The 24,294-nt window shown below is 73.4% G+C and carries 19 protein-coding genes and 1 pseudogene; 5 read left to right on the top strand and 15 right to left on the bottom strand.

The window, feature by feature from the left end; genetic code table 11:
- Nucleotides 1–118: 118 nt before the first annotated feature.
- Nucleotides 119–1,333, bottom strand: a complete 1,215-nt coding sequence (locus ACIOWN_RS06105) for a saccharopine dehydrogenase family protein (RefSeq protein ID WP_401980703.1) — start codon at nucleotides 1,331–1,333, stop codon at nucleotides 119–121.
- A gap of 117 nt (nucleotides 1,334–1,450) precedes the next feature.
- Here ACIOWN_RS06105 and ACIOWN_RS06100 point away from each other — a divergent pair, with 117 nt between their 5' ends.
- Nucleotides 1,451–2,206, top strand: a complete 756-nt coding sequence (locus ACIOWN_RS06100; protein WP_362357174.1) for a TetR/AcrR family transcriptional regulator — start codon at nucleotides 1,451–1,453, stop codon at nucleotides 2,204–2,206.
- 39 nt (nucleotides 2,207–2,245) lie between these two features.
- On the top strand, nucleotides 2,246–3,553 hold the full coding sequence (locus tag ACIOWN_RS06095; RefSeq protein WP_401980700.1) for an MFS transporter: 1,308 nt from the start codon (nucleotides 2,246–2,248) through the stop codon (nucleotides 3,551–3,553).
- Between the two features lie 16 nt (nucleotides 3,554–3,569).
- On the opposite strand, the gene ACIOWN_RS06090 is transcribed toward ACIOWN_RS06095, so the two are convergent.
- From ACIOWN_RS06090 to ACIOWN_RS06075, 4 genes are all read right to left on the bottom strand, one after another.
- A complete protein-coding gene (locus ACIOWN_RS06090) occupies nucleotides 3,570–4,022 on the bottom strand; it encodes a cyclic nucleotide-binding domain-containing protein (RefSeq protein WP_358737357.1) in 453 nt (150 codons plus the stop codon).
- Between the two features lie 106 nt (nucleotides 4,023–4,128).
- Nucleotides 4,129–5,166 (bottom strand): cytochrome d ubiquinol oxidase subunit II, encoded by a 1,038-nt coding sequence (locus tag ACIOWN_RS06085; protein ID WP_362357219.1) that lies wholly within the window; start codon nucleotides 5,164–5,166, stop codon nucleotides 4,129–4,131.
- 40 nt (nucleotides 5,167–5,206) lie between these two features.
- Nucleotides 5,207–6,616 carry a cytochrome ubiquinol oxidase subunit I gene (locus ACIOWN_RS06080; RefSeq protein WP_362357178.1) on the bottom strand — a complete coding sequence of 470 codons (1,410 nt, stop codon included), beginning with the start codon at nucleotides 6,614–6,616 and terminating at the stop codon, nucleotides 5,207–5,209.
- A gap of 235 nt (nucleotides 6,617–6,851) precedes the next feature.
- Nucleotides 6,852–7,073 (bottom strand): 3-deoxy-D-manno-octulosonic acid transferase, encoded by a 222-nt coding sequence (locus tag ACIOWN_RS06075; protein ID WP_401980697.1) that lies wholly within the window; start codon nucleotides 7,071–7,073, stop codon nucleotides 6,852–6,854.
- A 273-nt stretch (nucleotides 7,074–7,346) separates the two neighbouring features.
- Between ACIOWN_RS06075 and ACIOWN_RS06070 the strand changes: the two genes are divergently transcribed.
- Both ACIOWN_RS06070 and ACIOWN_RS06065 read left to right on the top strand, forming a co-directional pair.
- Complete coding sequence (locus ACIOWN_RS06070; RefSeq protein ID WP_401980694.1) at nucleotides 7,347–8,222, top strand: RNA polymerase sigma factor SigF; 876 nt, start codon at nucleotides 7,347–7,349, stop codon at nucleotides 8,220–8,222.
- Between the two features lie 90 nt (nucleotides 8,223–8,312).
- Complete coding sequence (locus ACIOWN_RS06065) at nucleotides 8,313–8,744, top strand: hypothetical protein (RefSeq protein WP_100571283.1); 432 nt, start codon at nucleotides 8,313–8,315, stop codon at nucleotides 8,742–8,744.
- 34 nt (nucleotides 8,745–8,778) lie between these two features.
- Here the strand turns inward: ACIOWN_RS06065 and ACIOWN_RS06060 are convergent, their stop codons facing one another.
- The 7 genes from ACIOWN_RS06060 to ACIOWN_RS06030 form a co-directional block, all read right to left on the bottom strand.
- Nucleotides 8,779–11,031: an FUSC family protein gene (locus ACIOWN_RS06060; RefSeq protein WP_401980691.1), complete on the bottom strand. Its 2,253-nt coding sequence runs from the start codon at nucleotides 11,029–11,031 to the stop codon at nucleotides 8,779–8,781.
- A gap of 137 nt (nucleotides 11,032–11,168) precedes the next feature.
- Nucleotides 11,169–12,533: an NAD(P)/FAD-dependent oxidoreductase gene (locus ACIOWN_RS06055; RefSeq protein WP_362357186.1), complete on the bottom strand. Its 1,365-nt coding sequence runs from the start codon at nucleotides 12,531–12,533 to the stop codon at nucleotides 11,169–11,171.
- 276 nt (nucleotides 12,534–12,809) lie between these two features.
- Complete coding sequence (locus ACIOWN_RS06050; RefSeq protein WP_362357187.1) at nucleotides 12,810–14,603, bottom strand: GAF domain-containing SpoIIE family protein phosphatase; 1,794 nt, start codon at nucleotides 14,601–14,603, stop codon at nucleotides 12,810–12,812.
- Nucleotides 14,600–15,688: a SpoIIE family protein phosphatase gene (locus tag ACIOWN_RS06045; protein WP_401980689.1), complete on the bottom strand. Its 1,089-nt coding sequence runs from the start codon at nucleotides 15,686–15,688 to the stop codon at nucleotides 14,600–14,602. Before ACIOWN_RS06045 ends, ACIOWN_RS06050 begins: the two co-directional genes overlap by 4 nt.
- Nucleotides 15,688–16,128 carry an anti-sigma regulatory factor gene (locus tag ACIOWN_RS06040; RefSeq protein ID WP_362357191.1) on the bottom strand — a complete coding sequence of 147 codons (441 nt, stop codon included), beginning with the start codon at nucleotides 16,126–16,128 and terminating at the stop codon, nucleotides 15,688–15,690. The genes ACIOWN_RS06045 and ACIOWN_RS06040 overlap by 1 nt, the downstream gene beginning before the upstream one ends.
- On the bottom strand, nucleotides 16,128–16,547 hold the full coding sequence (locus tag ACIOWN_RS06035) for an STAS domain-containing protein (protein ID WP_401980685.1): 420 nt from the start codon (nucleotides 16,545–16,547) through the stop codon (nucleotides 16,128–16,130). Before ACIOWN_RS06035 ends, ACIOWN_RS06040 begins: the two co-directional genes overlap by 1 nt.
- Nucleotides 16,544–17,443 (bottom strand): STAS domain-containing protein, encoded by a 900-nt coding sequence (locus ACIOWN_RS06030; RefSeq protein WP_362357195.1) that lies wholly within the window; start codon nucleotides 17,441–17,443, stop codon nucleotides 16,544–16,546. Before ACIOWN_RS06030 ends, ACIOWN_RS06035 begins: the two co-directional genes overlap by 4 nt.
- A 171-nt stretch (nucleotides 17,444–17,614) precedes the next feature.
- Between ACIOWN_RS06030 and ACIOWN_RS06025 the strand changes: the two are divergent.
- Nucleotides 17,615–18,079, top strand: a pseudogene (locus tag ACIOWN_RS06025) (MarR family winged helix-turn-helix transcriptional regulator); the annotation flags it as partial.
- A gap of 58 nt (nucleotides 18,080–18,137) precedes the next feature.
- Here the strand turns inward: ACIOWN_RS06025 and ACIOWN_RS06020 are convergent.
- The 3 genes from ACIOWN_RS06020 to ACIOWN_RS06010 form a co-directional block, all read right to left on the bottom strand.
- Nucleotides 18,138–18,524: an STAS domain-containing protein gene (locus ACIOWN_RS06020; protein ID WP_100571290.1), complete on the bottom strand. Its 387-nt coding sequence runs from the start codon at nucleotides 18,522–18,524 to the stop codon at nucleotides 18,138–18,140.
- 208 nt (nucleotides 18,525–18,732) lie between these two features.
- On the bottom strand, nucleotides 18,733–21,174 hold the full coding sequence (locus ACIOWN_RS06015) for a SpoIIE family protein phosphatase (protein ID WP_362357197.1): 2,442 nt from the start codon (nucleotides 21,172–21,174) through the stop codon (nucleotides 18,733–18,735).
- 97 nt (nucleotides 21,175–21,271) lie between these two features.
- Nucleotides 21,272–24,294, bottom strand: a 3,023-nt coding sequence (locus tag ACIOWN_RS06010; protein ID WP_401980682.1) for a response regulator, incomplete at its 5' end; no start/stop codon positions are given.

Here is a 24,294-nt window from a genome sequence, read left to right as displayed (position 1 = left end):
GGTCGGGCCTTCCTCGGGTGCGGGGACTGGTGTCCGGAGCGTACCGCGGTACGCCCCGGACCCGGCCGCACCCCGCGGGCGAGGGGGCCCGGCACGGCCCGAACGGCGCCGGATCCGGTCACTGCTCGCGCATCCCCCACGGCGAGCCGTACTCCGTCAGCAGGTCCAGGAAGGGGCGGGCCGGGAACGCCTCGGGGCCCAGCACGCCCGCGCCCGACCAGACGCCGGTGGCCAGCAGCTCCAGGGCGACCACGGGGTTGACCGCCGTCTGCCACACCACCGCCTGGCACCCGTACTCGGCCATGGACCACTCGTTGTCGACCACGTGGTACAGGTACACCTCGCGCGGCGCGCCGTCCCGGGTGCCGCGCACCCAGGTGCCCGCGCAGGTCTTGCCGCGCATCCGCTCGCCCAGGGTCGCCGGGTCGGGCAGACAGGCGGCGACGACGTCCCGGGGCGAGACGGCGACCGGCCTGTCCGGGCCCGGCACGGTGACCGGCTCCGTGCGGTCCAGACCCAGCAGGTGCAGTGTCTTGAGGGTGTCGATGAACTCGCGGCCCAGACCGTACTTGAAGGTCACCCGCCGCGCGTCCACCCAGCGCGGGACCAGCAGCACCTCCTCGTGCTCCACGTTCACGCACTCGACCTCGCCGATGCCCTCGGGGAAGTCGAACACCTCCGGCTCGCTGAACGGCTCGGTGGTGAACCAGCCGCGCCCGGCCTCGTACACCACCGGCGGGTTCAGGCACTCCTCGATGGTGGTCCAGATGCTGAAGGACGGCGCGAAGTCGTAGCCGTCGACGGTCAGGTTCGCGCCGTCGCGGACGCCGATCTCCTCGATCTCGTCGAAGAGCTCGTCGGCGGCGTACCGCGCGAACACGTCGGAAAGGCCCGGCTCCACGCCCATGCCGACCAGCGCGAGCGCGCCGGCCTTCTCCCAGTCCTCCGCCAGCGCGAACTGCTCGTCGCCCAGCCTGACCCCGCACTCCTCGTACGGCCGCTCGGGGTGCGGACGGGACAGGGACATCGCCATGTCGAGGTAGCCGGCGCCGGCCGTGCGGGCGGCGCGGAACAGCGGCATCACGAAGCGCGGGTCGGTCGCGTTCAGCAGCACGTCGCAGCGGTGCCGGACGAGCAGGCCGGCCACCGCCGCCTCGTCGCTCGCGTCGACGCGCTCGGCGGTGAACCGGGCGTCGTCGACGGCCGCCACGGCGGCCTCGGCCCGCCCGCGGTCGTAGTCCGCGACGACCATCGACTCGAAGAACGGACGACGGGCCGCGATCCGGGTGATCGCCGTACCCACACCACCGGCACCCACGAGCAGTACACGCATGACCTGGACTCCCTCTCGGACTCTGTGCTGAGCGTCGATACAACGCCGCGCAACGCGTAAGGTCAATGGCGTTGGCATAAGCGTGGCGAGGAGCCCGAGGAGCCCGAGGAGGTCGGGATGCCGAAACCGGTGGTCCCCGAGGAGAAGCGACGGCGCCGCCGCCCCACCCGGAGCGGCACCGTGCTGTCCGAGACACTGATCGTCGACACCGCGCTGCGGCTGCTGCGGGAGCACGGCAGCGTGGGGCTGACCGCCCGCCGCCTCGGCCTGGCGCTCGACTGCGACCCGAGCACCCTCTACCGCTACTTCCGCGGCATGGACGACCTCACCCTCGCGATCGGGGACGCCCTCATCGGCCGGGCGCTGGCCGGCTGGGAACCCACCGGGCGATGGCGGGCCGACCTGCGCGAGGTGGGCCTGCGCATCCACTCCGCGTACACCGCGCATCCGCAGGCCGCGGTGGTCACCGCCAACCGCGTCTCCGGCCGGACCCACGAGCTGGCCGCCGACGAGGCCGTCCTGGGCGTGCTGCGCGGCGCCGGTTTCCCGCTGCCCGACACGGTGCGGATCTACCACGCCTTCGTCGACCAGACCCTCGCCTTCGCCGCGCTCGACGCCGCCTCCCTGGCCCTGCCGAGCGCCGCCCTGCGCGCCGACGAGGAGATGTGGCACTCGACCTACGCCCGGCTGCCCGCCACCACGCATCCGCGCATCGCCGAGGCGGCGCCCCTGCTCGCCACCCGCATGGTCACCAGCGCCTACCCGACCGCCCTCGACATGCTGCTCGACAGCGCGGCCGCCCAACTGGAGCGCGTGCGCGCGAGCGGTCCGGATCCGGGGGGCCCGGGGACCCCGCCGCTGCTGCGACACTGAACACCGCACCGATAGATGTAACGAGCAACCAGGAAGCTTGTGGACACCAGCGAGAGCACCGGCAGCGGCACCGCACCGCACAGCGACGCCCCCCACCCGTCCGGAGCCGGCCGGCGCGGCCGGCGCCGCTGGGTCATGGACACCCGGCCGCTGCGCCGCCCCGCCTTCCGCCGGCTGTGGTCCTCGACCATCGTGACCGCGGTCGGCAGCCAGCTCACCGCCGTCGCCGTGCCCAAGCAGATCTACGACCTCACCGGCTCCTCGGCCTGGGTCGGCTACGCCGGCCTCGCGGGCCTGGTCCCGATGGTCGTGTTCGCGCTGTGGGGCGGCGCGGTGGCCGACACGGTGGACCGCCGCAAGCTGCTGCTGATCACCAACAGCGGTATCGCCGTCACCTCGCTGCTGTTCTGGTTGCAGGCCGCGGCCCGGTTCGACTCGGTCGTGGTGCTGATGGTGCTGCTCGCCGTGCAGCAGGCCTTCTTCGGGCTGAACTCCCCGGCCCGCAATGCCTCCATCGCCCGGCTGGTCCCGGCCGGGGAACTGCCCGCCGCCAACGCCCTCGGGTCGACCGTCATGCAGACCGGCCTGGTGGCGGGCCCGCTGCTGGCCGGCGCGCTCATCCCCGTCATCGGGCTGCCCGAGCTGTACCTCATCGACGCCGTGGCGCTGTGCGTCACCGTGTGGGCGGTGAGGCGCCTGCCCGCGCTGCCGCCCCTGGCCGTCGCCGCCGTGCGCCGCGCGGGGCTGCGGGAGACAGCCGACGGCTTCCGCTACATCTTTGGGCACAAGGTGCTGCTGCTGTCGTTCCTCGCCGACATCATCGCCATGGTCTTCGGCATGCCCCGCGCGCTGTTCCCGCAGCTCGCCGCCGAGACGTACGCCCCCTACGGGCAAGGGCACGCGCTCGGCCTGCTGTTCGCGGCCATCCCGGTGGGCGCCGTGGTCGGCGGGCTGTTCTCCGGCGCCTTCTCCCGGGCGCGCCGGCACGGCTGGATGGTGATCGGCGCGGTCACCGCCTGGGGAGCGGCCGTCACCGGGTTCGGGCTGAGCCGCGGCCTGTGGTTCGCGGTGGTGTTCCTGGCGGCCGCCGGAGTCGCCGACATGGTCTCCATGGTGTTCCGCGGCGCCATCCTGCTGTCCGCCGCCACCGACGAGATGCGCGGCCGTATGCAGGGCGTGTTCACGGTCGTCGTCGCGGGCGGTCCGCGCCTGGCGGACGTCCTGCACGGCACGGCCGGCTCGGCCTTCGGCCCGCGCGTGGCGGTGGCCGGCGGCGGCCTGCTGGTGGTCGCCCTGATGCTGGGCCTGGCGGCGGCCGTCCCCGCGCTGCGCCGCTACCGGATCTGACCCACCGGACGACGGGTCAGTGGGTGCGCCGGGGGATGGTGTACTGCTCCAGGAGCTTGCCCCGGGTCAGCTCCAGCCGGTGGGCGAGGACCTCGGCGACGGTCCGCACCAGCGACAGCCCGAGCAGCGGATCCTCCACGGACAGCGCGAGGACCGCCGAGGCGTCGAACTCGTAGGCGCGGACCTGGCTGAACGCCGAGGCCCCGAAGTCCCACTGGTACGGCGGGAACAGCCAGGACCAGCCGAGCAGGTCGCCCGCGCCGAGGGACGCCACCGTCACCCGGCGGGTGGGCGTCACCTGCTGGTCCAGGTGCACGGCGCCGGAGCGGATGACCCAGAAGCGGTCGGCCGTGCCTCCCGCCTCGAAGATCCTCGTGTCCTCGGGGAAGGAGACTTCACGCGCGACCTCCATCAGGCGCTCGCGTTGTTTCTGGGGGAGGGCGGTCAGCAGTTTTATCGCTTTGGTCATGACCCGAAGCTCCTCGCCGGCGATGGGTTCCCCGCATGTGCCTCCTCCCCATTTCAGCCGCTGCGGATCCCCCGGGCACCTCGGCGGAGGCGACTTCTCAACGTCCTCACGCGCGGGGACGGCTCGTCACCCTCCGCTCACCGCTACGAGGGCCGGCCGGCCCGCGCTGGAAGGTGGCGTACAGCAGCCACAGCGAGGGGACCAGGAGCACCGCGCCGACGCCCAGCGACACCAGGACCGCCGTCAGCACGGAGGGGTTCGCCGCGGCCTGCGCGACGGTGGTGGTGCCGACCAGCATGGCCGGGTACTGGGCCGCGCCCCACGCCCACAGGATCGCCGCGACCGCCAGGGCGGCGGCCCCGCGGGCGGCCACGAAACGCCGCCGGGCCGACAGGCCGAGACCGGCGAGCCCGGCCACCGCGCTGACGATCACCAGCGGCAGCGCCCGGTGGGTCAGCCCGTGGAACAGCGCCGGGGCGTCCGCGTGCAGCACCGCGATCCCCGCGAGGGCCACGACTCCGGCCGCCAGCCCGCTGAGTACGGCGTCGCGGGCGAAGGCCGCCGCCAGGTCCGGCCGGCCCTCGCGGTCCGCGTCGGCGCACAGGTAGACCGCCGCCAGGTGAGCACAGGCCACCACCGCCAGCACCCCGCCCAGCACCGACGTCGGATTGAGCCAGCCGGTGATCACATCGCCCGTCGCGAGCCCCGGCGGCACGCGCCCGGAGGCCACACCACCGGCGACCGTGCCGAGGAAGAACGGCGTGAGCAGCGAGGACAGCGCGAAGCACGCCCCGAACAGCCGCTGCTGCCACAGCTCGGTACTGGCCTTGCGGAAGGCGAAGGCGGCGCCCCGCGCGATGATGCCGAGCGCCGCCAGGGTCAGCGGGATGTACAGCGTGGACATCACGGCGGCGAACACCGGGGAGAACGCCGACCACAGCAGCACCACCACGAAGATCAGCCACACATGGTTGGCCTCCCACACCGGCCCGATGCTGTGCTCGATCAGCGCGCGCCGGGCCCGCCCCCGCTCGGCCCCGCCGGCCAGCAGGTCCCACACCCCGGCGCCGAAGTCCGCCCCGCCGAAGAGGGCGTAGCAGGTCAGGCCCAGCCACATCACGGCGAGCGCCGCGTCCGCGAGCACGGTCACCTCCAGGGGGTCGTACGGCGGGGCCCGGCGGGCCTCACACGACGGGGTAGCCGGTGACGTCCGCCTCCTGCGGGGCCTGCGGCACCGGGGTGCGCCGTGCCAGGCGGCGCAGGACATACACGGTGGCCGTGGTCATGGCGGCGTACACCACCAGCACCAGCCACAGGCCGGTCATCAGTCCGGGGGCGGGGTTGACGGCGTCCCGCACACTCATCACGCCCCACACGATCCACGGCTGGCGGCCCAGTTCGGTCACGGTCCAGCCGCACTCCAGCGCCACCACGGCGGCCGGGCCGGCGACGGCGGCGAGCGCCAGGAACACCCGGGGCATGCCCAGCTCACCGCCGCCGGTGCGGCGGCGGTGCCACCACTGCCACAGCAGCCACACACCCATGAGCAGCAGGAAGAAGCCGATGGCGACCATCAGGTCGAAGGCCCAGTGCACACCGGTGACCGGCGGACGCAGGGCGACCGGTACGCGGTCCAGGCCCTGGACGACGGTGCCGGGGCGGTAGCCGACCAGCAGGGACAGCCCGTCGGGGACCTCCAGGCCGTACTTCAGCCTGTTGTCGCCCGCGATGCCGCCGATGGTCAGCGGGACGTGGGAGCCGGTGCGGTACACGCCCTCGATCGCGGCGAGCTTGGTCGGCTGGTAACGGGACAGGAAGCGCGCCGCCCAGTCGCCCACGACGATCTGGAACGGGGCCACGATCACGCCCAGCGTGAACGGGATGAGGAAGCCGGCCCGGTGGTAGGCGTCCCGGCGCCCGCGCAGCAGGGCCACCGCGTACACGGCGGCGGCCAGGAACGAGGCCACCATGAAGGCCGCGAGGATCATGTGCACGGTCTGCGGGGGACTGGCCGGGTTGAGCATCGCCGCCCACGGGTCGACGTGCACCACCTTGCCGTCGCGCAGGGTGTAGCCGCGTGGCTGGTTCATCCACGCGTTGGCGCACACCACGAAGAACGCCGACGCGGTGCCCGCGACGACGATGGGGATGCCGGTCAGCAGATGGCGGCGGGGCGGAAGCCGGTCCCAGGCGTACAGATAGATCCCGAGGAAGATCGCCTCCAGGAAGAAGGCGATGCCCTCCAGGGCGAACGGCAGCCCGATCACCTGACCGAACCTGCCCATCAGCCCCGGCCACAGCAGTCCCATCTCGAAGCTGAGGATGGTCCCGGAGACGGCGCCCACCGCGAACAGCACGCCCATGGCGCGCGCCCACCGGCGGGCGAGCAGCCGGTGGGCCGGATTCCCGGTGCGGATGCCGTACCACTCCGCGAGCAGGGTCAGCACCGGCAGCCCGACCCCGAGACAGGCCACGACGATGTGCCAGGCGAGGGAGAACCCCATCTGCGCCCGCGCCGCCGCGAGGTCTCCCTCCGTCGCCCGGCGCACCGCGTCCACGGCGAGTACCGCCGGACCGGAGAGCAGAGCACGCATCACGAGGACTGCCAGTACCCGGCTGAAACGTCCCGAACCGGGATTCTTCGTCCATTTCCGGCTGATCGCATGAAAAAGCCCTGGCTGGACGGGGGAAGCCAGCCAGGGCCGTACAAGGCGGCGCACCGGGGACCCACCGGGTCGACCCTGTCGCCGCTTATGGGTGAACCGTAAACCATCCACGACCGTTTCGCGCGGTCGCGGCGGGGTCGGGTGAGCGGACTCACTCCGCCCCTCAGCTCCGGTCGGGATGCCGGCCCGGGACCAGGATCTCGTCCAGCACCCGCAGGACGGCCTCGTAGGTCAGGACGCGTACGGCCGCCTCGCGCGCGGCGTCCGGATCCGTCGCCCCGAGGGTGTCGCGGCGGTCCCGCCATCGGAGCTCCTCCTGTACCGCGCACGCCCTGGCGCGCTGGATCCGCCGCAGCAGTTCGTCCGAGTGCACCACATCCGTCATGCCCTGCACCTACCCGCTCCGAGGCGCCGTGATGGCGGCACGAAGCAGCCAGTGTGGAAGCGGGAGGGAAGCCGGCGGGGGAGCGGTATGGGAGAAGAACTGCCAGAAGCGGAGTTTGCCACTCCCACCGCCGGGCAGACGGAATCTCGTGCTTCGGACCGGAGGCGCGTCAGCGGAAGCTGTACCTGCTGCTCCGGGAGGTCTTTGGACGAACCGGACGGCACCACCTCTTCCGCGGTCAGTCCCTGAAACACCGTTCAGGAGCCATACCGCATGTTCATCGACATATCGACAAGCCGCCCCGACACTCCCGCGGACCAGGCGGCGCCCGCCCGCCGGCCGCACGACGACGCCCCCGACACCGCCGTCCTCTTCCAGCGCCTCGCCGCCGCGGGGGACGGCCCCGAACGGGCAGCCGTCCGCGACGAACTCGTCAGCGCGTGGCTGCCCATGGCCCACCGCATCGCCGGCCGCTTCCGCGACCGCGGCGAGTCCCTGGAGGACCTGCGGCAGGTGGCGGCACTCGGGCTGGTCAAGGCCATCGACCGGTTCGACCCGGACCGCGGCGCCTTCGAGAGCTACGCCGTGCCCACCATCACCGGCGAGGTCAAGCGGCACTTCCGGGACCGGATGTGGGCCCTTCGCGTGCCCCGCCGCGTCCAGGAACTGCGCAACAAGGTCCGGGTGGCGCGCCGTGAACTCACCCAGAACCCGGGCAGCCCCGAACCCTCGGTCGCGGCGATCGCCGCACACGCCGGACTGACCCAGGAGGAGGTCAACGCGGGGATGGAGGCGATCGACAGCTTCAGCACGCTGTCCCTGGACGCCGAACTCTCGGCCGGCGGCGACGGCTACAGCCTCGCCGACAGCCTCGGCGCGTCGGACTCCTCCTACGACACCGTCGTCGACCGCGAGTCGGCCAAGGAGGGCCTGCGCCGGCTCCCCGAACGGGAGCGCGCCATCCTCTACATGCGCTTCTTTGAGGACATGACACAAAGCAGGATCGCCGACCGGCTCGGCATCTCCCAGATGCACGTCTCCCGGCTCATCAGCCGCAGCTGCGCGCGCGTACGCGACGAGGTGCTGGCGGAGCGGGCGAACCGCCCCGGCGACGGACGACCGCGACCGACGACCGGTCCCACCCCGTGAGGGGCCTTGCTCCCCGGCTCGTGCCGTCGCCCCGCGTCGCCGGTCGCGCCTTCCGTGTCTGAGCGGGCGTTCGCGGGGAACACGGAGCCAATGAACGAAGACGAGCTTCCGCCCGACGGCCGGGCCGTGGAGGTTTATCTCGATCTGCTCCGCGTCCGGATGCCCGAACAGGACTACGAACTGCTGCTCGACGTCGTCGACCCGGTTCTGCGGGCCATCGACGAACGAGGCGTGCCCTCCGCGGACTTCCCGCTGGAGGGCGCCCAGGCGCAAGGCCTCCCCCAGGAGATACGGGACGAGGCCGCCCTGGTCATCGCGACCGCCGTCACCGGCAGGCTGGACAACGAGCTGGTCGTCCTCGACATCGAGGAGACCGGCCCGGTCCGGGTGGTCACCGACGCGGCGACCGCCGCCGACCCGGCGCGCCTGACCGAGATCGCGGACTACATCCGCGACCGGCACCGGGAGACCGAGGAGCTGCGGGGCATCGCCGAAGCCAGCGACCTGCCCACCGACTTCTGACCGCGGTGACGGGCCGGGGACCTGCCCCGGCCCGTCACCGCGCCGGTTTCGACACCGGGACGTCCAGCGGACGCGCCAGACCCACGACCGCCTCGTCGAGCCGCTGGAGATGCCGCAGCACCCGGTCGGTGATGCGCCCGAACCGGGGGACGCCGGGCGCCCCGTCCGGCTCCAGCAGCGAGGCGATGCTCGGACCCCGTTCGACCTCCGCGGTGGCGCACTCCTCGGCCACGTGCGCGCGGATCGTCTCGATGTTGCGGGTGATCCGGGCACACGCCTGGCGCAGCCGGGGATCCGCGGCTATCGACGGATGCGTGGGCAGCAGCTCCGCGGTCGCGGCCAGCGACCGCGCGTGGTAGGCACAGGTCTCCAGCAGCGCCACGACGTACTGGGCGGTGTTCCGCCGGGCCCGCAGCGGCGTGATCGGATGCGTCAGCGGCTGCGTGGCCGCCCGCAGGTCGCCCAGCGCCTGGTCCAGTTCGCGCGCCCGGTCCAGCAGATCGCCCGCCGGACCGCCGCTGAGCTGCTCGACGGCGACGGCCGTGACATCCGTCAGCCGTTCCAGCACCCGGCCGAGCAGCTCGTTCGTACGGCCGTGGGTGTGCACCGGCAGTACCAGCGCGGCCGCGATGATGCCGCAGGCCGCCCCCAGCGCCGTCTCCTCCACCCGCAGCACGAGCACCGCCGCGCTGTACCTGTGCAGCAGCGTGTACAGCAGCCCCAGCGCCGCGGTGACGAAGAACGACATCAGCGTGTACGACAGCGGGGCCGTGTAGAACATCGCGAAGACGAACAGCAGCACCAGGGCCAGCGCCGTCCACGTGTGCGGCCCGACCAGCCCCGCCAGCACGATCCCGGCCACCACGCCGAGCACGGTGCCCACCAGACGCCGGTAGCCCTTGACCAGGATCTCGCCCGTCGACGAGGTGTTGATGAAGACGATCCAGCAGGTCAGCACCGCCCAGTACCAGCGCTGGCTGGAGAGGAACTCGCCGCCGACGATGGCCAGCGACGAGCCCACCGCGACCTGCACGGCCGCCCGCGTGGTGGGCCGCCGCCACCCGGTCGGGACCTGCTCCTCCCGCTCCGCCTCCTCGGCGCCCTCGATGGCGGCGCTCTCCGCGTCCAGCTCCTCCCGGGAGCGGATCGTCGCCGGCGCGTCGTCGGACTCGTCCTGCGGGCCGTCCAGTGCGATCCGCAAGCCCATCACGGCCCGAGCGGTCTCGCCGATACCGCGGAAGACGTCCTGCACGGCGGGCGAGGCGGGCGGCAGGTTCTCCTCGTCCCGGTAGCCGAGGAGCCGGTTGCGCACATGCGCCAGCGCGGTCCCGCCGCCCTCCCCGACGGGCCGCAGCACAAGCATCGCCAGCGCCCCCAGGTCGCGGCGCAGCGTCTCGGTCGCCTCGTCCCGCACCGGCAGCCGGCCGCTGGAGGGCACGGACGCGCCGGGCAGGTGCAGGGTGAGCGTGTCGGTCCGCTCGGCGCTGCGGGCGTTCAGCAGAAGCAGCCCCAGCCGCTCGGCGGCGATCTCGGCGTCCGCGATCCGCCGCTGCACCAGCCGCGCCACGGCCTCGTCGGAGGTGCCGTCCGCCAGCCGCGACTGGATCATCATGGCCGTGTCGTGCAGCCGGGCCGTGCCCAGGCGCACCGCCTCCACGACCTTCTCCACCTCGTCCGGACCGGCGTCCAGCAGCTCCAGCTGCGCCGTCACCAACTGCGCGAGCCGCACCCGGAACGCCTCGCGCAGGCGTTGCAGGACGCCCGCGGGCGTCTCGTACACGATCACGAACCGGACGAGGGCGCTGGAGCCGAACGCGACCGCGATGACCCCGTAGAGCCCGGGCAGCGCCGACGCGGTGGCGCCGACGAACAAGGACATGAAGTAGAGCTGGAAGCCGATCAGGCCGAGCGCGTTGCCCCGGTCGCCGAACCGGCGGCTGTAGACCGCGCAGAAGATCAGTGCGACGAAGAAGACGTCCCCGGCCACCACGAGCGGGTTGAGCAGCGCGCCGAGCGACACGGACACCAGCGCCACCGGAAGACCGAGGGCGAGCGTGACCGCCTGCTGCGAGCGCTGCTTCTCCCGGATGGCGAAGGTGGCCGCCATCGACGCGATCGCCCCGGCCACCAGATGCGTCACGGGCACGCGCAGCACGCCGAGGACGACCAGCGTCAGCGCGATCGAGCCCGCCGTCCGCGATCCGGCCGCCAGCCGCAGCAGGCCGGGATCGGACGCCGCGAAGCGGTCACGCAGCCGCGACCGGACCGGCCTCTGTGCTGCTCCCACGCCGCCCTGCCCTCCCGTTTCGCGTCCCCGTCTCCCGTCATGATCCGCCCGACCGGCATGGCGCGCCACGGCCGGACCGCCCGTCGCGGCCCGGCCGTGCCCGGGCGGGAGGGGCCCTGCCCCGTTGCCCCCGGGTGTCACATCCGCCGGGGGCGGGCCCCCTCGACGTGCTCCCGCACCTGCTCGGGCGTCATGTACGAGTCGGTGAACTCGAAGTCCTTCAGTTTGGCGGCCTTGCGGGCCTGGAATCCGGTACGGACGAAATCGTCCCCGGCGACCGCGTTGAGCAGCCAGTTGGTCGCGACCCTGGTCTTGGCGACGTTCGTGCGCAGCGCCCCCAGGTGGTAGCCGCGGGCCACGGCCTGGGCCGGGACACCGCGCAGTTCCACGCCGAGCGGTTTGGAGACCGCGTCCGCGCCGCCGAGGTCGACGACGAGTCCCAGGTCCTTGTGCTCGTACGGCCGCAGGGGCTGCCCGCGCAGGGTCGCGATGAGGTTCTCCGCGACCCGCCGGCCCTGCCGCGTGGCGTGCTGCGCGGTCGGCGGGCACACCACGCCACCGCCCTTGCTCAGGTCGGGTACGGCGGCGGAGTCCCCGAGCGCGAACACCCCGTCGTGGCCGGGCAGGCACATCTCGGCGGTCACGGCGAGCCGGCCCCTGACCGTCTCCGCGCCGAGGGTCGCGATGAGCGGGCTGGCCACCACGCCCGCGGTCCAGATCAGGGTGTGTGTCGGCACCACCCGGCCGTCGGTGAAGGTGACCTCCTCCGGCCCGGCCTTCGCGATGGACACCCCGAGCGAGATCTCGATGCCCCGGCGGCGCAGCACCTCCTGGGCGCTGCGGCCCAGCTTGTCGCCCAGTTCCGGCATCAGCTTCGGCGCGATGTCGATCAGGTGCCACTTGATGAGGGCCGGGTTCAGCCGCGGGTAGCGCTTGACGGCGGCGTGCGTGAGGCGCTGCAGGCACGCCGCCGTCTCGGTGCCGGCGTACCCGCCGCCGACCACCACGAACTGCAGCCGCGAGGCGCGCTCGGCCGGGTCCTCGCTGGCGTCGGCGAGGTCGAGCTGGGTGATGACGTGGTCGCGGACGTAGGCGGCCTCGGCCAGCGTCTTCATGCCGAAGGCGTGGTCGATGAGCCCCGGGATGTCGAAGGTGCGGGTGACGCTGCCGGGGGCCAGCACCAGGTAGTCGTACGGCTCGTCGACGACGCGGTCGGTGAGCGTCCGCACGACGCACACCTTGGCCTTCAGGTCCACGCCGACGGCGCCGCCCGGAATGATCCGCGTGCGGTATTTCTTGCTGCGGCGCAGGGAGATGGCGACCGACTGGGGCGTCAGCACCCCGGACGCGACCTGGGGCAGCAGCGGCAGATAGAGCTGATAGGACTGCGGCGTCACGAGGGTGATGTCCGCCTCACCGGGAGAGAGCCTGCGCTCCAGACGGCGGACGCACGCCACTCCGGCGAAGCCTGCGCCGACCACCAGGATCCTGGGTCGTGTCACGATGTTTCATCCCTTCTGGGGGGGCTCCGGGCGGCTGCATCGACGTCCTTGCGTCTGCCCGGGGACGGCTGCTTCGCACCTCACCGGTCCATCGGGTCCATCCGGTCCGTCGGGCACCACGATGCCCCCACCGGGCCTCGCGCGCACCGGAGCCGCTGTCCCCGCCGCCCGGAACGCGTCCGGACGGCGGGGGCCGCCCCGGCGGGTTCCCGGGATCCGCCGCCCTATGGGTCGTTCGGTCGTTCGGGCGTCCGGACGGGCCCGCGCCGCGCGGTGCTACCGCAGGTGGTCCACGCCCGCCGGGATCCGGTCCGGTGCGCCTTCGGCCGCGCTGTCGATGTGGCACAGCAGGAGGCAGACGTCGTCGTCGCGTTCGGAGTCGCTCAGCAGCGGGCCGAGGAGGCGGTCCGCCGAGCCGTCCAGGTCGGCGTCCAGCTCGGCCGGGTCGAACGCGCCCAGCGCGGTGGCGAGGCGGTCGATGCCGGGGTCGATGCCCAGCGCCCGCCGCTCCACGAGGCCGTCCGTGTACAGGGCCAGGGTCGCGCCGGGGGAGAGGCGCACCGTGTGGTCCTCTATCTCCTGGCGCAGGGGGATGCCGAGCATGGCGCCCGGCTTGGCGTCCAGGACGTGCACCCGGCCGTCCGGCAGGCGCAGCACCGGTGGCGGATGGCCCGCGGCTGCCCAGGTGACCGTGGGATCGTCCGGGCTGAAACGGGCGATGACCGCGGTCGCGAACAGGTCGGGCTGCAAGTGGTGCAGGAACACGTGCAGCCGGGTCAGCAGCCGGCCGGGGCTGCCGCCGTCGACGGCGTAGGCACGCAGCGCGGTGCGGAGCTGGCTCATCATCACGGCGGCGTGCAGGCCGTGGCCGGTGACGTCGCCGATGACGGTGATCAGGCTCCCGTCCGGCTGCCGGAAGGCGTCGTACCAGTCCCCGCCGATGTTCAGCCCGTGCGTGGCCGGCAGATAGCGCGCGGCCAGGCGCAGGCCCGGTGTGGTGGGCAGGTCGGTGAGCAGGGCACGCTGCAGCGTCTCGGCGATGTCGCGGTTGTGCTCGAAGCGGCGCGCGTTGTCGAGGGCGACGCTCGCCCGCCGGGCCAGCTCGATCAGCATGACGGCGTCGTCGGGGTCCCAGCGGGGGCCGGGCGGCGTCAGCGTCAGCACACCGAGCGGTGTCCGCCGCGCGAGCAGCGGGACGCACAGCAGGGGCCGGCCGGGGTTGAGCGCCGAGGGCGGCTGGTCGTCGACGCCCGGCAGGTCACCGGGGTGGTCGGCCGCGTACTGCGGGCGGCCGGTACGGGCCGCGAGCACCGCGGCCGCCGGGTGCGGGGCGGGCCGGTGCCGGTCGCCCTCGTGGTCGAACAGCCATACGTCCACGCGGTCGGCGTACCGGGGTACGAGCAGGCCCGGCAGCCGCCGCAGGATCTCCTCGTGGTTCAGCGAGGTCGTCAGCAGCGCGCTGGCGTCGGCCAGGAACCTCAGTCTGCGGCGGGCCTCCTCGGCCTCGGTGCGCGCGGCGCGTTCGGCCGCGAACGCCTCTCGCTGGGCCCGCCAGGCGGCGTCCAGATCGGCGTGCAGGGCGAGGACGCCCTGGTTGGTCTGGTGCAGTTCCTCCCGATGGAAGGCGACCAGCTCCTCCTGCTCGGCGAGTCTCTCCAGAACCGCCGCCGTGTCGTCGTCGGCCCCCAGCAGGGCCTCGGCCAGAGCGGCAGCGTCGCCGCCCACCTCCGGTTCAGGTTCCGGTTCCGGCTCCGGCGAGACCCCGTCCCGGGGGCAGAGTACGGACATCCGCCACGCCGGCTCCCCACCGCCCTGCGGGTCATGGGCCGGCGCGACCGTGATGTGGAGGGCGCCCGCGTCCGCGCCCCCGCCCGTGTCGGGGCCCGGCAGCCGGACGGTGACCGTCCAGGTGCCGCCCTTGGCCAGGCAGTGGCGCAGATGGGTGCCGAGGGCGGTGGTCAGACGGGTGCGTTCGAGCGGGGGGACGCCGTACGCCGCCGCCGTGCGGGCCGTGGCGATACGGACGCGGGCCGCGTCGGTGGCGGTGCTGATCTGCCGGGTGCGCGTCATGGGCGGTCCGGCGGGGCGGGGGTCAGGACGGCCACGGTGGTGTCGTCCCGGACCGGGCTGGCGGAGCTGCCGGTGTCACGTACGGTCAGGGCGGCCGTCACCGCGGGGTCGGCCGACGTGGGCAGAGCGGCCGCGCCGGGCGGTGCCCACCGGCTGGGCAGGCCGTCGCTGTGCAGGACGAGCAGGCGGTCAGGAGCCCAGGCCACCTCGGTCTCGGGCAGCGTCGTGGGCCGGTGCACGCCGACGATGCCCGGCCGGGACAGCAGGTGGCGCCAGGTGTCGCCCTCGCGCAGCCGGGCCCCGACGTTGCCGATCCCGCAGAAGCGCAGCCGCCCGGCCCGCAGATCCAGCTGGGCCACGGCGACGGCCGCGCCCCGGGTGCCGCGCAGCGCCGTGTCGAGCCGCCGGAGCAGCTCGGTCGGCGTGAGACGGGCCGAGCGGTGCAGGGTCTCGACCGCCGCCGACGAGGCGCGGGCCGCCTCCCGGCCGTGGCCGAGGCCGTCCGCCAGCATGAGGGTCACCAGCTCCCCGGCGCCCGCCCAGGACCAGGCGTCACCCGAGTACTCCGCTCCGGCGTACGGGACGGTGACGCCGCCCGCCCGCAACGCCCCCGTGTACGGGAGGGCGGCACCGTCGGCCCGAACCGCGCCGGGCCGGGGCACGGTGGTGCCCACCCGGGCGAGCGCCACCGTGCCCCGGCCGACGACGCTGTGCAGGTGGAACTCGTCGGCCGCGCGGCGGCAGGTGCCGAGCCCGGCCCCGAGCGAGCCGCTGGTCGAGAACCCGTCGCGCCGGGCGGCGGCGACGTCGGGGATGCCGGGACCGTGGTCGACCGCCGTCATCTGCACCACCGGCGCCGGGTCGCCGTGCCCGCACGGAGCGCTCGGCGGGGGCACGACCTCGACCAGGAGCCGCCCGTCCTCGGCGTACTTGAGCAGGTTGGTGGCGAGTTCGGTCGCCACCAGCGCCGCGGCGGCGGTGCGGGACTCGCCGAGGCCGGCCAGCGCGGCCGCCTCCTCGGCGGCGACCCGCGCGTCGCGCACCCGGGTCGAGTCGGGCACCGGAACCTCCCAGACGCGCGGCATCAGGCTCCCTCGTACGGCCGCACAGGCCGGGTCGCCCAGGAGGTGACGGTGACGGTGGTGCCGGCGCCCGGGGTGCTGTCGATCGCGAACTCGTGCACCAGCCGGCGGGCGCCGCCCAGGCCCATGCCGAGGCCGTCGCCGGAGGTGTAGCCGTCGCTGAGCGCCCGGTCCAGGTCCGTGATGCCGGGCCCCTCGTCGCTGAACGCCAGCCGGAGCCCGTGCACCTGCCCGTCTACCACCTGGGACGCCCGCATCTGCCCGCCCCCGCCATGCACCAGCGTGTTGCGCGCCAGCTCGCTGGCCGCGGTGACCAGCTTCGTCTGGTCGACCAGGCCGAAGCCGAGCCGCCCGGCCGCCTGGCGCACATGCTGCCGTACCCACACCAGGTCCATGTCCGACCGGATCGGCAGGCAGACCTCGACGCCCGCTGCTGTCTCCATCACCGGCTCCCCGCCTGTGCGCCGCCGGGGCGCGGCAGCGTGGGCCGGGCGGTGACGAGCCGCAGGGCGTCCTCGGCGGTGAGCGCGGTCCGCAGCCCGGGCAGGGTCAGACCCAGTTCGACCATGGTGATCGCCACCGCCGGACGCATCCCGGCCACCACGGTCTGCGCGGCCAGCAGCCTGGCCTTGGCCGCGATCTCGGCCAGCACCCGGCCGAGGAAGGAGTCGACGATCTCCACTCCGGAGACGTCGATGACCACTCCCGTGGCCGTGTGATGGGCGATGGCCTCGCCGATGTCCTGCTGGAGCTGTTCGGCGGTGCCGTCGTACAGATCGCCCTGGAGCGTGACCAGGAGGACGTCGCCGAGTCTGAGTACCGGCACCTGCCCCGTGCCCGGCGCGGGGAGACGGTCGGTCACCGTTCACCCACACCGTGGCGTGCCCGGCTCACGATGTCCGCGCCCAGCTGGTGCAGGGCGTGGGCGAGCGCGTCGGCGAGGGTCGCGCGGGTGACGACCGAGCCCAGGTCGAGGCCGAGGTGGACGATGGTCTGCGCGATGGCCGGGCGGATGCCGGAGACCACGCACTCGGCGCCCATCAGCCGGGTGGCCGCCACGGTCTTCATCAGGTGCTGGGCGACCAGCGAGTCGACGGTGGGCACGCCGGTGATGTCGAGGATGGCGAAGCGGGCCTGCTGGTCGACGACCGCCTCGAGGAGCGACTCCATCACCACCTGGCTGCGGGCGCTGTCGAGCGTTCCGATCAGCGGTACCGCGACGATGCCGTCCCACAGCTTGATGACCGGGGTGGCCGCCTCGAGCAGCTGGAGCCGCTGACGGTCGATGAGGCCCTGGCCCTCGCTGAGCGCCGTCTGCATCACCACGAGCCGCAGGGTGCCGATGAGCACGGTCAGGACGTTGGCGCACTCCCGCAGGTACTCCTCCGGGGTGCCGGCGAGCTCGGCGGTCAGCAGCTCCAGCGCGGGCGGCCGCAGGGCGTCCACGTCCCGCGAGACCTCCGCTGCGGTCAGACCGGTCCTGCCCCGCACCGCGCCCATCCGCGCAAGCTGCTCGCGCACCGGCAGGAAACCGTCGGCGTCCGGGTCGGACACCCGCTCGGAGGCGGCCACCGCGCCCAGCGCGTCGACGACGGCGCGGCCCGCTTCCACCGCCTCGTCGCGGGAGACGGTGAACACGGTCCGGAAGATCGGCTCCTCGGCCCACCGCTGGGCGATCTGCTCCCTGCGACGGCGCAGGAAGTCCCCGACCTCGGGGGCCGGCGATCCGTGCTGTGCTACCGCTGCGTGCTCCGGCACCTGTTCCACTCCTCATCCGCGTTGCACCGTTCCGAATCCGCCCTCCGGGCGGCACCGCGGCGCGACTCTTGCCGGGCGACAACTGTTACCACAGGCCCACCGCGTACGACACCTCGTGAGGGCCCAGGGGGGCGAGCTGACAGCCACCGCCAACCCTGCGAGAGTGTCAGCGTGACGTCCTCCCACCCGCGCCCGCGGTCGCCCGGCGAGGCGGCGCGCGCGACCTCCACGGCGGCGGAACTGCTGGAGATCCTGTGGGGCCGCGCGTCCACAGCTCCCGTCTCCGCCTCCCAGCTCCGGGTGCTGTTCGTCCTCGAACGCAACGAGGGCATCAACCTGCGCACCCTCGCCGCCACCCTGGGCTCCACGCCGCCGTCCACGAGCAGGCTGTGCGACCGGCTGCAAGCGGTGGGCTTCGTACGGCGGCAGGTGGCCGCCACCAGCCGCCGGGAGGTGGAACTGCGCCTCAGCCGTCGCGGCCGCGCGTTCCTGGCCGACGTGCGGGCGCGCCGGGAGACGGAGCTGCAGTCGGTGGTGGAGCGGATGCCGACGAGCCAGCGGATCGCGCTGCTGACCGGGCTCGAGGGGTTCTGCGCGGTCGCGTCGGCGCTGATCCACGCCGCGGGCGCGGCGGGCGACGACGGCCCTGCCCGACGCTCTCCCCCCGCGCACACCGAGACCTCCGCGCCCGCGCTCACTTCGCCCCCGGCTCCTCCGGCTGACGGTCCACCAGGGCCAGCGCCTCCTCGGCGCTCCGCGAGACCGGCACCGTGATGCTGACGCCCGTGAGCTCCAGGATCCGCAGCACCGCCGGGGCGGGGGCGATGATGTGCACACTGCCCGCCCGCTCCCGGGCCTCCTGGTACACCCGCAGGATGATGTTCATGCCCGAGGAGTCCATGAAGGGGACGGCGGACAGCTCCAGCAGGAAGTGCCGTCGGCCGTGGTGGAGCTGGTTGGCCAGATGGGCCTGCAACTCGGTGGCGGTGTCGACGTCCAGGTAACCCTCGACCGTGAGCAGGGCGACATCCTCCCGCGGCAGGGTGACCTCCACGGACAGCGGATTGTGGGCAAGGGGCACGAATACCTCCAACGAATGCTGACGCCGGCCAGTGCCGGTTACCCCCGGCGACGCCTTCGACGCACACCGGACCCGCACCGGTGACGTGATCCGTTTCTCATCACCGGCCACGGGAGCAACCCGCACTGCGCCCCCGCGCCTACCCCTGAACCGGGCTCTCATGCCTCGTCACCCGTCCACGCCCGCTCGCCGTCGGACCCGCCCGCCGTCAGGCGACCCGGATGCCCACGATGCAGGTGTCGTCGTCCGTGTCCGACTTGCTGTACGTCAGCAGCCGGTCGAGCTGCTGGTCCAGGGTCTTCGGCGCCGAGCGGGCCGTGGTCAGCAGATGGCTCAGCGACTCCTCCACGGAGCGGTCCCGGCGCTCGATCAGACCGTCGGTGTACATCAGCAGCGTGTCCTGCGGCGCGAACTGCAGCTCGTCCTCCTCGTACACGGCCTCCGGCACCGCGCCCAGCAGCATGCCCCGGACCAGCGGCAGCGGAGCCGCCTCCGCCCCGCGGACCAGCACGGGCGGAAGATGCCCGGCCCGGGCCCAGCGCAGGGTGCGCCGCCCGGGGTCGTACAGGGCGCAGACCGCCGTGGCGGTGACCGCGCCGGTCAGATGGTGCGCCACGATGTTGAGCCACGACAGCAGCTGGCCGGGCCCGGCCCCGGTCACGGCCAGGCCCCGCAGCGCGTTGCGCAGCACCACCATGCTCGTGGCCGCCTCTATGCCGTGGCCGGCGACGTCGCCGACGCACAGCAGCACGAGCCCGGAGGGCAGCACCACCACGTCGTACCAGTCGCCGCCCACCAGATGCTCGGTCTCCGCCGGCCGGTAGCGCACCGCGACGTCCAGGCCGCTCACCCGCAGCGGTGCCTGGGCCGGCGGCATGATGGCGTGCTGCAACTGGAGCGTCAGCCGGTTGCGCTCGGTCGCCTGCTGCTCGGTGTGCGCGAGCTGGTCACGGGTGGCGGCGAGCGCGACCTCCGTCCAGTGCTGCGCGGAGATGTCCTGGTAGGCCCCGCGCACCACGAACAGCCGCCCGTCGGTGTCCAGGACCGGCTCGGCCACCACCCGGATGTGCCGGGTCACCCCGTCCGGCCGCTGGAGCCGGAAGGCCGCGGAGGCCGGACGGCGGTGGTGCAGCAGCGTGCGCAGGAACCGCCGGATGGCCACGGCGTCGTCCGGGTGGGCGTGCGAGGGCAGCTCCTCCAGCGGCACCGGCGTACTCGAAGGCGCACGGCCGTACAGGCCGAACAACTGGTCGTTCCAGGTGATCTCACTGGTCAGCAGGTTCTCCTCGAAGCCGCCGATCCGGCCGAGGCGCTGCGCGTGCTGGAGCAGACTCGCCAGCCGCGCCGTCTCGTCCTCGATGCGCCAGATCAGCAGCACGCAGCCGCCGTGCCGGCTGATGCTGATGTCCGCCACCGCCGACAGCGGCACCTGGTCGACGAGCGCCGTCAGATGCATGCGCTGCGCCCGGTACGCCTCACCCGTGGCGTACACCCGCTCCACCCGCTGGAACAGCTCGCTCTTCCCGGCGGCCATGGGGAAGGCCTCCAGCAGCAGCGCGCCGTTGACCACGGCCCGCGGCCGGCCGGCCGGGTCCAGGAAGCGGCTGTTGACATGCTGGATGCGGAAGTCCACCAGCTGCCCGTCGCCGTCGACGTGCGGGACCAGCACCAGGGCCGGGTCGTGCAGTCCGTCGGCCAGGTCCATCAGTTCGGCGGCGTCCGGCAGCACCCGCGGTTCCTGCCCCGCCTCGTGGCGCAGCGTGGACGTCTCCAGCGTGTGCGCGCACAGTTCGGCGAGGGCCTCCACCTGGCGTACGACCTGGGGCGGCTGCGGCTCCAGCGGTCCGGGCCAGGCGATCTCCAGCACCCCGTGGATACGGCCGCCGGTGCCGGCGGGCACCGCCACCCGGCCCCCGTCCGGATGCAGGTGCCGCCCGATGGTGGGCAGTCCGGTCGTGGCGAGCGAGGTGAACCACTGGCCGGTGCGCTCGGTGAGCCCCCGGCGCGCCACCGTGGAAACCTCCGGCGGCACATAGCGCCACCGGGTGGCCTCCGCCGGGGAGAAACCGGCGCTGCCCGACAGGGTCAGCGAGCCGTCGGCGCCCGCCGCCCAGACCGCAACGGCCACCGCGCCCAGGGGCCGCAAGGCGTGCTCCAGCAACGAGTCGGCGACGGCCTGGGTGTCGTCCGCGGCCAGCGCGCCGCTCTCCGCGGCGCGCAGCCGCACGGCAGAGGCGCGCTCCAGCGCCCCCTCGGCGGCGGCCAGGAAGGCGTCGGTGACCTCGGAGACTCGGTCGCGGGCGGCCTGGTTGATGACCTCCACCGCGAACTCCAGCGGTGTCACCCGGGCCTGTTCGGCCAGCTCGGCGAGCTGCCGGGCTGCCTGCGCCGGACCGCAGCCCAGCCGCTCCACCAGGATGCCCTTGGCGAGCTCGACCAGGGCCCGGCCCTCGGCCTCCGCCTGCGCCGCCCGCACCTCGCGGCGCAGCCGCTCCACGGTGGCGGCCAGCCGCCCCACGGGGGACGTGGAGTTGGGCGCCGTGGAATCGGACGGCGCCGGGTCGCCGGTGGGTGAGGGCGTCCCGGACGCGGACGGCTCCTGACCCGGCCCGGCGGCGGCCGGATCGCGCTGCTGCTCGGACGTGCTCACGATCGACAAGCTCCTCGGCTGAACGGCGCGGGGGTGCGGGAGGTGCCGCGGCGGACCGGGCCCGCCCCGCCGGTGCGCGGGGCGGGCGCCGACGCGCTCACGCGGACAGCCAGTGCCGGACGCAGGCGATGAGGTCGTCCGTGTCCACGGGCTTGGTGACGTAGTCGCTCGCCCCGGACGCCAGCGACTTCTCCCGGTCCCCCGGCATCGCCTTCGCGGTGACGGCGATGATCGGCAGTTCGGCGTACCGCGGCAGCCTGCGGATCTCGGCCGTTGCGGTGTAGCCGTCCATCTCCGGCATCATCACGTCCATCAGGACGAGCGCGACGTCGGGGTTGCCGACCAGCGTCTCGATGCCCTTGCGCCCGTTCTCCGCGTGCAGCACCCGGAAGCCGTGCAGCTCCAGGATCCCGCTGAGCGCGAACAGGTTGCGCGCGTCGTCGTCGACGACGAGGACGGTACGGCCCGCGAAGGCGCCGTCGACGGGCGGTGCGAGGTCCTGCGGTTCCTCGGCCCGCACCAGCGACAGCACGTCACCGGGCTCCTCGGCCGACAGGTGCAGGGCGATGCGCTCGCGCAGTTCGTCGAGGCTGGAGAGGAACTCCAGCGAGCCGTCGTCCCCGCGCGAGCGCAGCGCCTCCGCGCGGGCCACCTCCGGACGCCGGCCGCTGTGCACGAGCACCGGCACGCCCGCCAGCGCCGAGTCGCCCTGGAGCGCCCGGAGGAATCGGGACGCCTCCTCCTCGGGCATGTCCAGGTCGAGGACGACACAGTGGCACGGCTCGGAGGCCAGCGCCCCCGCGGCCTCCTGCGCTCCCACGGCGGTGATGATGTCGACGGTGGGCAGGGCGCCCGTGTCGTCGGCGCCGTGCCGGACCACGTCCGCGACCACGCTCTCCGCGACCAGGGTGAGCAGCCCGCGGGGACGCTCCTCGACGACCAGCAGCCGCCGCCTGCGCGGCCCGTCGCCGGCCGGGAGCGCACGCCCGGTCTCCCGGTCCGCCGCGGCGGCCGGCACCAGTTCGGCCGGCGCCTTCTGCGCGGCCCGGCCGCCGCCGAGCACCTGCTCGAAGTCGGGGCGGGCCACCGGCAGGAAGAGCGTGAACGTGCTGCCCCGGCCGGGCGCGCTGTCCACGGCGACGGCACCGCCGAGCAGATGCGCGATCTCCCGGGTGATGGACAGCCCGAGGCCGGTCCCGCCGTACTTGCGGCTGGTGGTGCCGTCTGCCTGCTGGAACGCGCCGAAGATCGTCTCCAGGTGCTGTTCCGGGATGCCGATGCCGGTGTCCTTGACCCGGAAGGCCACGACCGCGCCGCCCCGCACGACACCGCCGGGCACCTCGTCGTCCGCGGCCGGCTCGATGCACAGTTCGACGCCGCCCTGCTCGGTGAACTTCACCGCGTTGGACAGCAGGTTGCGCAGGATCTGGCGCAGCCGGGAGTCGTCGGTGAGCAGGTCCGCGGGCGCGCCCGCCGCGGTGGTGACCGCGAACTGGAGGCCCTTCTGCGTCGTCATCGGCTGGAAGGTGGCCTCGACGTAGTCGATGAGCTGGCGCAGCGACACCCGCTCGGGGGTGACGTCCATCTTGCCCGCCTCGACCTTCGACAGGTCCAGGATGTCGTTGATCAGCTGGAGCAGGTCGCTGCCCGCGGAGTGGATGATCCCCGCGTACTCGACCTGCTTCGGGGTCAGGTTGCGCGAAGGGTTCTGCGCGAGCAACTGGGCAAGGATGAGCAGGCTGTTGAGGGGAGTGCGCAGCTCGTGGCTCATGTTCGCCAGGAACTCCGACTTGTACTTCGAGGCCAGCGACAACTGCTGGGCGCGGGCCTCCAGTTCCTGCCGGGCCTGCTCGATCTGGAGGTTCTTCGCCTCGATGTCGCGGTTCTGCTCCGCCAGCAGCGAGGCCTTGTCCTCCAGTTCGGCGTTGGAGCGCTGGAGCTCATCCTGCTGGGACTGCAACTCGGCCGACCGGGACTGGAGTTCGGCCGTCAGCCGCTGCGACTCGTCAAGCAGTTCGTCGGTGCGGGCGTTGGCCACGATGGTGTTGACGTTGACCCCGAGGGCTTCGCGCAGCTGCTCCAGGAAGTCCCGGTGGACCGGCGTGAACGCGGCCACCGACGCCAGCTCGATGACGCCGAGGACCTGGTCCTCGAACAGGATCGGCAGCAGGATCAGCGCGCTCGGCACCGCCCGGCCGAGCCCGGAGGAGATGGTGACGTAACCCGCCGGCAGCTCGTCGACGGTGATGGTACGGCGGCTGCGCGCGGCCTGGCCGACCAGCGAGCGGCCGAAGGAGAAGCGGGTGGGCCGCTCGTCGTCGGGGCTGCCGTAGGAGCCGACGAGCCGCAGCTCGGGGCCGCGTTCGCCGTCCTCGGCCAGGTAGAAGGCGCCGTACTGGGCCGACACCAGCGGGGTCAGCTCGTCCATGATCAGTTCGGCGACGACCGGCAGGTCGCGGTGGCCCTGCATCAGGCCGGTGATCCTCGCCAGGTTGCTCTTGAGCCAGTCCTGCTCCTGGTTGGCCCGGGTGGTCTCGCGCAGGGACTCCACCATGGAGTTGATGTTGTCCTTGAGCTCGGCGACCTCGCCGGAGGCCTCCACGGTGATCGAGCGGGTCAGATCGCCCTCGGCCACGGCGCTGGCCACCGCGCCGATCGCCCGCACCTGCCGGGTCAGGTTGCCGGCCAGCTCGTTGACGTTCTCCGTGAGCCGCTTCCAGGTGCCCGAGACGCCCTCCACCTCGGCCTGTCCGCCGAGTCGTCCCTCGGTGCCGACCTCGCGGGCGACGCGGGTGACCTCGTCGGCGAACGCGGACAGGGTGTCGACCATCGTGTTGATGGTCGTCTTCAGCTCCAGGATCTCGCCGCGCGCGTCGACGTCGATCTTCTTCGACAGATCGCCCCTGGCCACCGCGGTCGTCACCAGCGCGATGTTGCGGACCTGACCGGTGAGGTTGTTCGCCATCGAGTTGACGTTGTCGGTGAGGTCCTTCCAGGTGCCCGCGACGTTGGGCACATGGGCCTGTCCGCCGAGTCGTCCCTCGGTGCCGACCTCGCGGGCGACGCGGGTGACCTCGTCGGCGAACGCGGACAGGGTGTCGACCATCGTGTTGATCACGT

It is taken from the genome of Streptomyces sp. NPDC087787 (assembly GCF_044743035.1).
In the GTDB taxonomy this organism is placed as follows: Bacteria; Actinomycetota; Actinomycetes; order Streptomycetales; family Streptomycetaceae; genus Streptomyces.
The sequence above is the reverse complement of the archived record's forward strand: the minus strand, read 5'-3'. Positions and strand labels throughout refer to the sequence as shown.